Origin of the sequence: Deinococcus hopiensis KR-140 (assembly GCF_900176165.1) — a bacterium.
GTDB classification, from domain to species: Bacteria; Deinococcota; Deinococci; order Deinococcales; family Deinococcaceae; genus Deinococcus; species Deinococcus hopiensis.
Window position 1 is genome coordinate 3,060,227 of the sequence record NZ_FWWU01000009.1, and the last position, 13,005, is coordinate 3,073,231.

The following is a 13,005-nucleotide window of genomic DNA, read 5'->3' on the forward strand; positions in this document are numbered from 1 at the left end:
GCCAGATGAAGCTGGAGTCTTGCCAACTGCCTCTACACTGGGCGGGTGATCGTGACGATAGACGGCGTGGCCGCGAGTGGAAAATCGAGCGTGGCGTCCGGCGTGGCGCGGGCGCTGGGCATCCCCTACGTCAGTTCGGGGCTGCTGTACCGCGCCGCGACGCAGCTGGGACGGGAAGCGGGGGTACGCTTGGGCGACGCGGCGGCCCTGCTGACCCACCTGCGGGCCCGGCCGCTGCGGCTTGAAGCGCTGCCGGAGGGCAACCGGGTGTGGCAGGGTGAGCGGGACCTGACGGACGAACTGCATTCCTCCCAGGTGGATGCGGGCGTGAGCGTGGTCGCCGCGCTCCCCGAGGTGCGGGCGTGGGTGGACGACCAGCTGCGCGCCCTGCCCGCCCCCTTCGTGGCCGAGGGCCGCGATATGGGCACCAACGTGTTTCCGCAGGCCCGGGCCAAGTTCTACCTGACCGCCAGCGCCCGGGTGCGCGCCGAGCGCCGCTCGCAGGAGCGACCCGAGGACGTCGACGCCGTGGAAGCCGCCCTTATCGAGCGTGACCGCCGCGACGCCGGTCAGAGTGCCCCTGCGCCCGACGCCCACGTAATCGACACAGGGCCGCTGACGCTGGAGGGCGTGATCGAGACGATCCTCCAGGTCCTGCCTACGCCCACCGCCTGAATCCGCCTGTCCATTCCGGCAGCAAAACGCCGCTCCTCCCACCTGGGAGGAGCGGCATTCTTGCGCGGGAGGCGTCAGAGCTTGAGCAGTTCCAGCACGTACTTGTTGAAGGGGCTGTCGTCGGGGGTGCCCTGACTGGGATCGTCACCCTCAGACTTGCACAAGATGTTGCAGCTCGACACTTCGAGGTAATACGTGCCCGCCGCGGGCAGCGTGTAGGTCAGCGAGGAATCCTGGCCGTTGCTGTCGTCGTTGAAGGTTAGCTTCTTGCCGGCCGCGTCGCGCAGCACCAGGAAGGAGTCGAGCTGCCCGCCCATGGTCGTGCGGGCGTACACGTTGGCCTCGATCTTGTCGCCCGCCGCGCCTTGGAACGAGAAGTAGTCCACGTCCCGCTCCTTCCCGAAGATGTAGGCCTGCTGCGCCTTGGCGTTGTACGTGATGGGCGTGGCCTGGGCGGGTGTGTCGTTGGGCTCGTAGGGGTCCACCGGGTTGAGGTTCACCGTGCCCTTGACGAGCACCACACGCTGTGGCGCGACCGTGCTGAGCTGAGCTCCCGACGTAACGGTTAGCTTGCCCACGTAGGTGTCGCGCTCCTCGGGACTGCCGCCCGTGAGGCTCAGGTCCGGGGTGGCGACGCGCACCGTGTAGGTGCCGGGCGCGATGGACACGAAGTTGGCGTAACCCTCGGCGTTGGTCTGCACGCCGTACACGGCCCCGTCAGCCCCGTCGCCCTCCAGTATCACGTCGGCCAGGATGCCCGGCACGTAGCCGCCGGGAGTCTGAATCTCCACCTTCACGCGGGCCGCACCGCCCTTGTCGGGCATGGGGCCGTTCTTGAGGCGGACGGCGAGCTTGTCCATGCGGATCAGACCGGAGCCGGTCTCACGGTCAAAGCCCCCGCTGCTGCCCACCGTGGGATCGGCCGTCTCCTCCATCAGGCGGCGCACCTGGTGAGGATCAAGTTCGGGGTGTGCGCCCAGAATCACGGCGGCGGCCCCAGCGGTATAGGGCCCCGAGAACGAGGTGCCGCTGATCAGCTGGTAGCCGCTCCCCCCGGGCGCGGTATAGCCCGACTTGCGGCTGCCGTTGGCGTTGAGAAACAGTGGGGAGGCCAGCAGCACGTCCACGCCCGGCGCGGCGACGCTGATGTGCCGCCCAAAGGTGGAAAAGCTCGCCTTGTCGTTGTTGATGTCCAGCGCTGCCGAGGCGATCACGCCCGGCAGCTGTGCCGGGTTACGCCACTCCTCGCGCGCCGAGTTGCCCGCCGACACGACCACCACGACGTTGCGCTCCAGCGCGTAGTCGAAGGCTTCTTTGACCAGTGGTGCGTAGCCCAGGCCACCCCAGGAGTTGTTCAGCACCTGTACGCCCTGGTTCACAGACCAGATGACCCCGCGCGCCACGTAGTAGTCGCCGATAAAGCCGGGCTCGAAGATGGCCGCGCTGTAGAACTTCGCGCCTGGAGCCACCCCCGCGATGCCCTTGCCATCCTTGGCTGCCGCGATGGTGGAGGCCACCGCCGTGCCGTGCTCGATCTCGGCGTCCACCTTCTGGTCCAGCTTGCCGTCAAAGGCGTCGATGGCGTCAATCCAGCTCTGCACATCGGTGTAGGTGGTGTTGGTCACCGGATCGTACGCCTTGCCCGCCCAGTTGGGACGCAGGTCGGGGTGCGAGACGTCCACGGGATCGTCGACCACGCCGACCTTGACCCCCTGGCCGGTGTAACCCATGTCCCAGGCGGCCTTGGCGTGCAGGTGGTTGGCGTCCAGCGCGTACTGCGGCAGCTGATCAAACACCTGGTTAACGGCCTGCGCGCCCACGGCGTCGTGGTGAACCGGGGCCTCACGGCGCTCGACGTTCTGGGCCGAGGCGTACAGCACCTGACCCTGACGCATCAGGGCGACGCCCACGGCACGGGCGTCTTTGCCCGCGGGCAGTTCGATCAGCGCCACGTTCAGCTCGGGAATCTGGTCGAGCACACGCCCGCCCAGGCTGGCCGCGAGCGCCGCCGCGTCTTCTCCCTGCAGCTTGGCGACGAGCTGGTTGCGGACGTACATCTCGCCGCTCTTGGTGGTCACGACCTGGGCCGGGTCAATCTGGGAATCGGCGGGCCGGGCGGGGGCTCCCGCCGTCTGACCGGGAGCGGTGGCGACCGGAGAGGTGGTCTGCTGACCGCAGGCCGCGAGCAGCGCGGTCAGGGCCAGGGCAGCAAGGGACATTCTTTTCATGGGGACTCCTCGACTTGCGCTCGGTGGAGGGTGGGGCGCGGTGGCCCCACCGGGGAAAAAAACAGGCGGGGCTCGGGCTTACTCGCGGGTGGTGAAGTCGTTGACCTCGGCGGCCTGCTGGCGCACACCTCCAGGCACGATCAGGGCAGCGGTGTCGGGATCGCTGTAGACCGAGTAGGCTGCCACGTAGTTTGCCGCCGAGGCGGGCTTGCTGGGGTCCATCAGGCGGTAGGCGTACGCCTTGTTGAGGAACCAGCTGTAGCGGCGGTTGGCCTGCAGCGGGATCACGCTGCTGCCCAGCAGCCCGTTCTCGAACTGGTGCGGCACGCTCAGGACGTCGCTGGCCGGGTCGTAGGTCACCGTGTCGTTCTCGGTCTTGGGATCGTTATCGGTGGCCCAGCTGCCGCGGAACACGTAGTACAGGTTGCTGCCCTGCAGGTTACTCAGGATCTGGGTCTCGGGGGTGCCGCCCGCGTCAAAGCCCTTGCGCAGGACCAGGCGCCGCGCCGCGTAGGCGTAGCTCTCGCCCGTCACGAAGTCCGCCACGCGCAGGTCCATCTGGGCACCGGTCGCGCCCATGGAAAAGAGGTTCATCTTCAGCGTGTAGGTAGGCGTCAGCTCCACGCCGTGCACGTCCTTGGCGGGACTGAGCAGCTGCGGGTGGAACTGGGGCAGGGTGTGGGTGCTGGGCATCGCCGGGTCCGCGCTCGCGGCCTCGTTGCTGCCCACCGCGACCACCTTGTAGAAGTAGTCCTGATCGGTGATGAGGGTGGCTGTGTTGTCACTCACCGTGCAGCGCCGGGTGGTGGCCTTGGCGTCGGCAGGCGCAGCGCACTGCTTGCTGCCCGCAAAGGCGACCTGGGTGTAGGGGCCGGCCGCGCTGGTGGCGCGCAGCACCCGGAAACCGGTGTAGCCGCCCAGATCCACGGGCGCGTCCCAGGAGGTGGTGACCCACAGGTTCGTGCCGCTCGTGGGGGCGTCGGGAGTGCGGGTGCCGTACAGGTAGTCGATGCGCTCACTGAGGGTGTAGGCCACGGCGCGCACGTTGGCGGGGGCCACCACAGTGCTCGCCGCTGTGCGGTTGACCGTGATGGGCACCAGATACGCCACCCGGTTGTAGTTGAAGTCCAGCCCCACCACCTGCAGGTACACGTCGCCCTTGAGACCGGTGGGGTCGAGGCTGACCAGGCCGCTGTCCTGGCCCGCGCCATTCGGGTCCACGCCGGGCGTCACGTAGCCGGGGTCCTGCTCGTACAACCCGGTGCCGGGGCGCACGTCGGCCCAGTTGCCCTGGGCGTCGATGGTGACCAGCGAGAACAGGAAGTACCGCATCACGCGCGGCGTATCGCTGTTCTTGACGGTATAGGCGCGCACATCCACGGTGTCGTTGAACGCCGTGCCAGGCGAGAGTTCCTTCCAGCTCGACACCTCGCCGTTGGCGTCCAGGGTGGCGGGCAGTTCCAGCTTGAGCTGGGGCACGTCGGCGGTGGCATTCGGGTCTGCCGAGGCGAACTGGGCCACCTTGACACGGGTGTTGATGCCCGCCTTCGCGACGGCCCCGTCGAACTCGGAGCCGGCGGATTTGCTCTTGAGAAAAACCAGATCGTAGGTGCCTTCGGGAATCTTGGCGAACTCCACATAGCCCTGAGCGTTCGTGGTGGCCTTGCCCACGGCCGTACTGCGCTGGCCCGTGCGGTAGAGGTAGACCGTGCTGCCCTCGACGGCCGTCCCGCGGTTGGAGCGCACCACATCGGCCGACAGGGTGGCCGTGCCCTTACCCAGTACCGAGTCGACGGGAACGCCGCCAGTCTCGGGCGTAGGCGTGGTATTGACGGGCGAGTTACAGGCTCCCAGGAGCAGGGCACCCGACAGGAGAACGAAAGGCAACGTGCGCTGTAATTTCATGTGGACTCCTTGAATGCCGGAAGACCTGCGGTTCGTGGGGGACGTCCGAGCCTGAAAAATATTGCTCGGCGTCTAAAAATGCAGCCGTTTATCCGGTGGGACGCACTATAGCTCCCGCCTTCACCCCAATCAAATGTCATTCATAGGCGCCCTTTCTTCCAATCTGTCATTCCGGACGCTTCTTACTGGAAGAAATCAGGGTTGATAAATCTTTTTACATATCGAATAAAAGTGCCTGATTTTCCTTGCATTTGTTAATATAAAACCGTTGAGAATATTCTAATGAAGTTCACTAACCGGCCCCAGTGCCACCACCGTCGGAGACTCGAAGGGGCAGAGATTCAGCACTGCGCGCACGTCGGCCAGGGTCACCCTGGCCGAGCGCTCGACGAGTTCCCCGGTTGACAGGGCCTGCCCCAGGGCAAGATGTTCCATCCCCAGCGCGAAGAGACGCCCCTGGGGCGTCTCGGACCGCAGCAGCGTGCCCACCGCCAGCTTGCGTGCGGCGCGGCGAACGGCTGTTTCCGTGATGGCTCCGGGAGCGTCGGCCAGCACCCGGCGGTAGGCGTCCAGCACCTCCTGCGTACGGCCAGGATCGCAGGAAAAGCCGCCCTCAAAGCTCCCCACGTCACGGTAGTCGAGATGCGCGAGGTCTGCGCTGTCGGCGAGGCCGGTATCCAGCAGCGCCCAGTACAGCAGGCCGTTTTCCCCGCCGATCAGTTCAGACAGCACCACCGCCGCTTCCCGGAGGGGATGGGCAGCGGGCAGGCCGGGCACGGCGAGGGCCACCTGCGCGCGGGTCAGGCGCTCGTCGCCCATCAGGCACAGGGTGCCGGGGGCGGCGGGAGGCGGCGTATCACGCGCCGGAACGGAAGCTGTCCGGGCCGGCCAGCCTCGCAGCGCGTCCTCAGCCCAAGCTTGCACGCTCCCCGCGTCAAAGGCCCCCACCACGGCCAGGGTCACCGCGTCCGCCCCGTAGCGCTCGCGGTGGTTGCGCACCAACACGTCGCGGGTCAGGCCACGTACCGTGTCGGACGTGCCCAGGACCGAGTGCCCCAGCGGGTGCGCGCCCCAGTAGGCCGCACGCAACCCATCGGTCACCCGCACGGCCGGCTGCTCGGCGTACATGGCGATCTCTTCCAGAATCACGCCGCGCTCGGTGTCAATCTCCTCCGGACGCAGGGCCGGGCGCATCAACTCGGTCAGGGTGCCCAGCAGCTCGGAGGTGTCTTCGGGCAGGGCCGCCGCGTGGTACACGGTGGCTTCCTCGCTGGTAAAGGCATTTGCGTGCCCACCGAGTTCGTCCAGGCGCACGTTGAGTTCGCGCGCGCCCACCTCCTCGGAGCCCTTGAACATCAGGTGTTCCAGGAAATGGGAGGCGCCCATCTCCTCCGGGCGCTCATCCCGCGCGCCCGTTGCCACGAAGTATCCCGCAGCCACCGTCTGGGCATCGTCCTGGGGTTCAAGGAGCAGGGTCAGGCCGTTTGAAAGGCGGTGAAGCAGGGTCATTCGGAAACCTCCTGTCCAGGACCGAGGGAGACGACGGTGGCCTCCACTGCCGGGTGGTATCCCGCCAGAAAGCGGTTCACCTTCTCCAGCGTCAGGGCAGCGAGCGAGGCGCGCAGTGCGGCGACGGGACGGACGTGTCCGAACACCGCGAGGTCCCGGGTCAGGGTATTTGCCCGGCCACGCAGGCTCTCGGCCCCAAACACCACGCTGGCGGTGAGGCCCCGGCGTGCCCGCTCGAACTCGGCTTCGGTCAACCCCTGCGGCAACCGGGCGAGTTCGGCCAGCAGCACGGTCAGGGTTTCGGGCGCGCGGTCGGGCGTACTGGCTGCGTAGGCGCTGAGAAAGCCCTGCCCACCCAGCAGCAGGGACGAGGCCGAGACGTGGTAGGCCAGGCCCCGCTCCTCACGCACCGTGTGAAAGAGGCGGCTGGCACTGCCGCCGGAAAGTGCCGTCAGGGCAAGTTGCCATGCCAGCCAGCCCGGGTCATGCGGCGAGACGCCAGGGGCAGTGACGCTGAGGTGCGTCTGCTCGGCGTCCCCGTGCGGCAGGTGGACGCGCAGACCCGGCTGAAAGAGGGCAGGAACGGTGTGCGCCTCGCCCGCGTGCCAGTCGGAGAAGGTGCGCTCCAGCAGCGCCCGCACCTCCACCGCGTCCGCATCGGCCACCACGCCCAGGACGCTGCCCGCCGCGCCGTACCTCCGCACGAAGGCGCGCAGACCCGCCACACTCAGCTGGGCCAGGCCCTCCGGGGTACCGCTGGCCGGGTGGGCATACCCGGCGAAGGGCGAGCCTTGCGGCCGGGGAAAGGTCAGCCGGCGCGCCTCCAGGGCAAGCAGATCGGGGGGGCTGTCCTCCAGGCCTTCCAGGTCCTGCCGGGCGAGATCGGTGAGGATGGGCAGTTCCTGGGGCGGCAGGGTGGGCCGCAGCACGAGGTCTGCGAGGAGACCCAGGGCCGCGGGCAGATCCGCCGTGAGGCCACTGAGGCTGAGGCGGGTGGCTTCTGACCCCACGCCCCCGCCCCGGCGCACGCCCAGATCGTCGAGGGCGTCTTGCAGCGCGCGGGCATCGCGGTCCCCGGCACCCTTGTACCGCCACTCCTCCAGCACGCCCGCGGCGCCCTCCTGCCCTACGGGGTCGTGGGCGCTGCCCACCGGAATGCGCAGGTCCAGGGCAAAGCCGGGTGCGGCGCGGCGCTCAAAGGCCACGGTGAGGCCGCCCTCCAGGGTCCAGACGTGGGCGGCAATCGGGGCGGTCAGGGGCACCGGCGGATTGTAGCGCTGCCACGCGGCGAAACCGGGAGGGAGGTTACGGGGCGGCCGAGTCGCCCGCCCGCACCAGTTCCGGTGGAGGTGGAGCGCGCAGGGTCAGCGGCTCTCCCGTCACCGGATGGACGAAGGTGAGCTGCTCGGCGTGCAGCAGGTAACCGCCGTCTCCGGGCAGGCCCGGCAGGTCTGGGAGGGGTAGACCGCCCACCGCGTACAGCGGGTCCCCGACGAGGGGATGCCCCACCGAGGCGAGGTGAATGCGAATTTGGTGCGGGCGGCCCGTGTGAATGTCCACCTCGAACAGCGTCTCCCCTGCCCTTCCCGAGTCTGCAGCGCGGCGTTCCAGCACCCGCGCCACGCTCCGCGACGCCTTGCCCACCGCACTTGCCGCGTACACCGTGCCCAAGCGGGGATGCGGAACCGGACCGATAGGCGTCGTGATGGTGCGTTCCTCGTCCAGGGCAACGCCCGCCGCCAGCGCCCGGTAGCGTTTCTGGACTTCGCGCTCCCGCCAGGCGCGGGACAATGCCGTCCCCGCCTCCGCTGTGCGGGCGAACAACACCAGTCCAGAAGTGCCCCGGCCCAGACGGTGCAGCGGGCTGGCTCCCGGAAACTGTGCCCGCACCCCGGTCAGCAGCGTGTGGTCCTGAAACCCCCCACCCGGCAAGGTGGGGAGCCCACCCGGCTTGGAGACGGCGAGCAGCGAGGCGTCCTCGTACATCACGGCGAAGGTCAGGGGAACGTCCTCCTCCCGCCACGGCGGGCGCTGCCATTCGAGCAGCTGACCGGGGCGCACCTCCTCGGGGCCGAGGACAGGCAAGCCGTTCAGCCGAACCTCTCCCCCCTCCAGCCGGAGCTGCCACTCTGCCCGCGTGGAATGGCCGTAATGCCGCGTGAGGTGGTCGAGGACCGTCAGGCCCCGTGCCCGTCCCCCCAGTTCCTCGCGGTAGGTGTGGCCGCGGTTGAGGGTCATTGGGAAACAGGCCTCGGGCGCACCCCTCCAGAATAGGGTCGCCCGCGCTCATCCTTCTGGGGGACGCCCGCCCTCCTTCCCAGCGGGCAAGCTGGAAGGATGAGCCGCCCCCTGCGCCGCTTGCTGGTCTTCGCGCTTCTCGCCGGTCTGCTGGCACTGCTGTGGCCCGGCCTGCGGCTGGCGTGGCAGGGCGCGCAACTGGTGGGCGCGCCGGCTCCCACCACGCTGCCCAATCCCCTCCCAGGGCGGCGTTTTGCAGACACCTGGGCGGCGGCCCGCAGCGGAGGGCGGCGGCACGAGGGGGTGGACATCTTCGCGCCGCGCGGCACACCCATTCGCGCGACCACGCGCGGCTTTGTGGTGTACGTGGGGCACAATCCCCTGGGAGGCCGCACTGTCATGGTGCTGGGCCCCGGGCAGCAGCGGCACTATTACGCGCATCTGGACCGCTACCCCAATCTGCGGATGGGCCGCTGGATCGGGGCGGGTACGGTGGTGGGCTACGTGGGCGACAGCGGGAACGCGAAGGGTACGCCCACGCACCTGCATTACGGCATCTATACCCCGTCCGGGGCAATCAATCCTTACCCGCTGCTGCAAAACCCCTAGGAAGGTGTGGGTGGAGGCTTACACCTGTGGCCACCGCCGTATGGCCGCGCCGCGAGAGGCGCTCAGGGGCGAGTCCTGCGGCCCCCTCAGGCGAACCAGCCCCGGTGCGCGCCCGTCAATTCCCGGCGCACAGAGTTGAGACACCCGCGGTGCAAAACCACGGGCACAGTCGGCGCGCCACACCGCCCCCTGCGCCAGCAGCGCTCGCGCCCGGACGGCTGCCTGACCCCCGCTCCCCCCCAGGGCGAAAGGCGTGAGGTCATGCCGGGGAGCGGGAATGGGGAGCGGCGCAGCGCCTCCTCCCGGTGACCTGCGGCCTAAGTGTTCCACTCGCGCCGCAGGTCACCGGGTTGAAGGGACAGTTCCAGCGCCACCGTTTCTGCCGCCTGTCTGACCCGCACGGGCGTGGAGCAGAAGACCCGCTCGAAGATGGGGGAATGTGAGCGCCAGTATTCGGCGAGCGCCGGCGCGATGCCCATGTTCTGTTGGCGGCGAGTCACCGCAGCCCCCGTGAACCCCCTCGTCGTCCGCGCGGCTGTGGCCGTGGCGCAGGAAGGTGAGGTGAAGTTCGGTCATTCCAGCTCCTTGACATAGTGGGCCAAGGTATTGCCAGACCCGTCCAGGAACTGCTGCTCCTCCAACCCCTGAAAGGCGAAACCCTGGGTTTCATACAGGCTTCCCTTCATGGAGGCCCACCAGCAGCAGAGCGGGCGGGGCGTAGCTGCCCGGGAGAGCGTAGACATCGGCAAGAAACTCGGGGCGAAGGACGCCAAAACGTTCGGTGAGTCCCGAGAGGATCACGTTGCGGGCCGCTTCTGCCGTTTGCTCCGAGACGGGTTCAAAATGCAGGGTCATAAGGACTGGGGTTCGCCCGCGATGAAATAACGGTCCAGCCCGAGCGGACGTGCAACGCGGCGCAGCAGAGGGGGCAGGAAAAACGGTGACACAGAGGCGTGGAATCACCGGAGCCCAGGGGATGATCCGCAAACCGCATCACGCCCTCCTCACGGCCAGAATCACCCGTTCCGTCCGGCTGACCTCCACCTCCGAGCAGAGCAAGTTGGGGTGCGCCCACAGGGCTTCCCGCTCGGGATCGCCCGCGTACAGCGCTTCGGGCAGGCGGGCGGGTGGGCTGAAATTGTCCAGCACCAGCACACCGCCGGGCTTAAGCGCGCCCACCAGCAGGTCCAGGCTGGCCGTCTCCCGTTTGGCCGGGGCACAGTCGCTGAAGATCAGGTCGAAGGGGCCGGACGCCAGCGCTCGGCGCCAGTCACCCGCGAGGACTGTGGCCCGCCCGTCTCCGGCCAATACGGCCCGCGCCGCATCCGCCCGTGCAGCATCAAGTTCTGCCGTAATCAGCCGTGAGCTGGCGTTCATCCCCGCGAGCAGCCACGCTGCGCCTGCACCCGTCCCGCTCCCCAGCTCGGCAAACATACCACCGGGACGCGTCGCTGCCAGCGAGCGGAGAAGTTGGCCCGTTTCCAGACTGCTCGTGCGGTCAAAGCCCAGACGTCCCGCTGCGCCCAGGGCCACCTGAACCCTCCCGGGCAGGGCCAGTCCCGGAGGGGTCTCGCCCCTCGCGGCCAGCACCTGCCGCAGCTGAATGTCATTGGCCCAGGGGAGGGCACGGGGGTTGATCCAGGCGACAGGGCGGCCCTCGGGGCTGGGCGACAGCGAGAGCAGGCGGGCCGGGTAACAGAGCGAGTCCGCGCCGGACGAGCCGCGCAGCGTCACCGCTTCCCCCGTTACCTCCACCCGCGCGCCGCATTCCTCCCAGGCTTCGCGGACGGCGGCCTCAGCGCCCGTCTCTTCTGGATCAATGCCGCCGCCCGGTAGAGTCCAGCCGCCCCACTCCAGTCCGGTCATCAGCACCTGGCCCCCGTGTTCCACGTACACGCATGCCCGGCCCGTGCGGTTCGGCGAGGGCGAGAGCTTAGGCGCCGCGCCGTCTGGCTCCAGCGGCTCTGGCTCCAGCGGCCAGCAGCCGCCCTCCACCTCCACGGGTTTTCCCAGCAGCGCGGCCAGGGCCTCCACCAGCGGAGCCCCGCGCCCGCGCAGGGCGGCGAGCGTGCCCCCGTCGTGCAGGCGGAGAGCAAACTGCACGTCCTCCGCGTACTTGTCGAAGTGTGTCAGAAAGGGGCCGAGGCGGTCATGCCCTTCCCGGAGAAAACTCACCAGCGCCAGGCGCAACGCCGCCCGCTGGACCACTTCTGGCGCGCGCTCCACCCGAATGCCCTTGCGGGAGACATACGGGTCATCGGTCAGCAGCCGCGTGCAGCCTGCCCAGGGATCGGGAGCGGCGTAGGCCACGCCGCGAATGCTGCTCATGGCGATGGCCCCGGCACACTGCGGGCAGGGCTGCACGGTGGTCAGCACGGTCCAGCCGTACACCTCAGGGCGCGGCACGCCCTCCAGGTCCAGCAGGGCGTTGATCTCCGCGTGCGCCAGATCGTGCCCGCCGATTACTCCCCCCGCCGCCCGCCGCACTTCACCCAGCCGGTTGCGTCCCCGGGCGATCACCCGCCCCCCGGCGTCCACGACGACAGCGCCAATGGCGTACGAACCGAGGACGTAGGCCGTCCACGCCTGATGCAGCGCGGCGAGCCAGGCCACCGAGAAACCCGGCTGAACGCTGACCGCCAAGGGCTGGCCGCTTCCCCTCACAACTCGCCCCTGTAGCGCTCCACCAGTCCGTCCAGCGCCTCCCGCAGCAGGCTGGCCTCGGTTCGGCCCAGCGCGCCCGAGAGCTTGGCAAGGCGCTCAAGCTGGCTTTTGGGGTAGTAGTTGCTCTTGAGGACCATCTTGCTCTCCACGTAGATGCAGGCCCGGCCACGCCCCTCGCGCTTGGCCCGCAGCAAGGCCTCGTCCGCCGCCCGGTAGAGGTCATAGAAGCTGTGGGCGTGGGCCGGACGCGCGGCCAAGCCAACGCTCAGACCCAGGGCGCGCGGCCAATGGGGATCGCGGTGGATGTGAAAGTGCTTGATGACCTCGTCGAAGAGGATCAGGGCTGTTTCCGGGCCAGTCTCGGGCAGGAGTGCCGCGTACTCATCGCCGCCCATCCGGCCAATGACGGTGCCGCTGGGCAGGCTGCCCGTGAGGAGGCGCTCCACCACCCGGAGCACGCGGTCTCCCTCGGTGTGGCCCAGCGAGTCGTTGACAGCCTTGAAGTGATCGAGGTCCAGCACCGCCAGCGTCAGCGAGGCGTTGCCCAGTTTCTCGAACGCCTCCTCGAAAGCGGGCCGCAGCAGGATATGGGGACGGGGCACGGGAAACCTCCGAAAATCAGCGAGAAGTCAGTTCCGACATAACGTATGTTCCCTATACATATATATGCTTCGAGTACATGTTGACAAGTGCATAGGCGAAATTCGCGTGCCAGCGCACCTTGAGCGCCACACACTCAGATTCCCGGATCACAACATTTGACATTTTGCTGAGGCCACGCCTAGTATTCCGTCTGGAACGGCAAAAACCGCCGGAATGCCCGGCGGGCCGCCACATTCTCACTTCCACACCACAGGAGGATTACCCATGCTGAAACCACTGGGCGACCGCGTTCTCGTCGAGATCATTGAAGAAGCCGAGCAGAAGACCGCCGGGGGCCTCTACGTCCCCGACTCCGCCAAGGAAAAGAGCCAGCGCGGCCGCGTCGTCGCGGCGGGGAGCGGCAAGCTGCTCGACAACGGCACGCGCGTCGCGCTCGACGTCAAGGAAGGCGACACCGTGTATTTCGCCAAGTATGGCGGCACCGAAGTCAACCTTGAGGGCAAGAACTACAGCATCCTCAGCGAACGCGACATTCTCGCCATCGTTGAGTGAGGTGTTAGGCGGTAGGTGCCAG

General features: G+C 68.2%; 12 protein-coding genes. 3 read left to right on the forward strand and 9 right to left on the reverse strand.

The features are described from left to right. The first annotated feature begins 45 nt into the window (after positions 1-45). Complete coding sequence (gene cmk / locus B9A95_RS28335) at positions 46-675, forward strand: (d)CMP kinase (RefSeq protein ID WP_084050667.1); 630 nt, start codon at positions 46-48, stop codon at positions 673-675. Between the two features lie 74 nt (positions 676-749). Here the strand turns inward: cmk and B9A95_RS28340 are convergent, their stop codons facing one another. From B9A95_RS28340 to B9A95_RS28360, 5 genes are all read right to left on the reverse strand, one after another. Beyond that, on the reverse strand, positions 750-2,903 hold the full coding sequence (locus B9A95_RS28340) for a S8 family serine peptidase (protein WP_084050668.1): 2,154 nt from the start codon (positions 2,901-2,903) through the stop codon (positions 750-752). A gap of 78 nt (positions 2,904-2,981) precedes the next feature. Continuing rightward, positions 2,982-4,808 carry a DRA0282 family DNA-binding protein gene (locus tag B9A95_RS28345; RefSeq protein ID WP_245808529.1) on the reverse strand — a complete coding sequence of 609 codons (1,827 nt, stop codon included), beginning with the start codon at positions 4,806-4,808 and terminating at the stop codon, positions 2,982-2,984. Positions 4,809-5,087: 279 nt separating this feature from the next. After that, entirely contained in the window at positions 5,088-6,317 is a 1,230-nt protein-coding gene (locus tag B9A95_RS28350; protein WP_084050669.1) for a M16 family metallopeptidase, read from the reverse strand. Next, complete coding sequence (locus tag B9A95_RS28355) at positions 6,314-7,573, reverse strand: M16 family metallopeptidase (protein ID WP_084051034.1); 1,260 nt, start codon at positions 7,571-7,573, stop codon at positions 6,314-6,316. Before B9A95_RS28355 ends, B9A95_RS28350 begins: the two co-directional genes overlap by 4 nt. A 49-nt stretch (positions 7,574-7,622) precedes the next feature. Then, positions 7,623-8,555 carry an RluA family pseudouridine synthase gene (locus B9A95_RS28360; protein ID WP_084050670.1) on the reverse strand — a complete coding sequence of 311 codons (933 nt, stop codon included), beginning with the start codon at positions 8,553-8,555 and terminating at the stop codon, positions 7,623-7,625. 99 nt (positions 8,556-8,654) lie between these two features. Between B9A95_RS28360 and B9A95_RS28365 the strand changes: the two genes are divergently transcribed. Beyond that, on the forward strand, positions 8,655-9,164 hold the full coding sequence (locus B9A95_RS28365) for a M23 family metallopeptidase (RefSeq protein ID WP_084050671.1): 510 nt from the start codon (positions 8,655-8,657) through the stop codon (positions 9,162-9,164). A gap of 317 nt (positions 9,165-9,481) precedes the next feature. Here the strand turns inward: B9A95_RS28365 and B9A95_RS35850 are convergent, their stop codons facing one another. The 4 genes from B9A95_RS35850 to B9A95_RS28385 all read right to left on the reverse strand — a co-directional run bounded on the left by B9A95_RS35850 (position 9,482) and on the right by B9A95_RS28385 (position 12,430). Next, positions 9,482-9,664 (reverse strand): hypothetical protein, encoded by a 183-nt coding sequence (locus B9A95_RS35850; RefSeq protein ID WP_245808530.1) that lies wholly within the window; start codon positions 9,662-9,664, stop codon positions 9,482-9,484. A gap of 166 nt (positions 9,665-9,830) precedes the next feature. Next, a complete protein-coding gene (locus B9A95_RS32805; protein WP_139807018.1) occupies positions 9,831-10,019 on the reverse strand; it encodes a hypothetical protein in 189 nt (62 codons plus the stop codon). A 138-nt stretch (positions 10,020-10,157) separates the two neighbouring features. Beyond that, a complete protein-coding gene (locus B9A95_RS28380) occupies positions 10,158-11,828 on the reverse strand; it encodes an NUDIX domain-containing protein (RefSeq protein WP_245808531.1) in 1,671 nt (556 codons plus the stop codon). Continuing rightward, positions 11,825-12,430, reverse strand: coding sequence for a GGDEF domain-containing protein (locus B9A95_RS28385; RefSeq protein WP_084050673.1), 606 nt, complete (start codon positions 12,428-12,430; stop codon positions 11,825-11,827). Before B9A95_RS28385 ends, B9A95_RS28380 begins: the two co-directional genes overlap by 4 nt. 265 nt (positions 12,431-12,695) lie before the next feature. Between B9A95_RS28385 and groES the strand changes: the two genes are divergently transcribed. Further along, positions 12,696-12,983: a co-chaperone GroES gene (gene groES / locus B9A95_RS28390; RefSeq protein WP_084050674.1), complete on the forward strand. Its 288-nt coding sequence runs from the start codon at positions 12,696-12,698 to the stop codon at positions 12,981-12,983. The last annotated feature ends 22 nt before the right edge of the window (positions 12,984-13,005 follow it).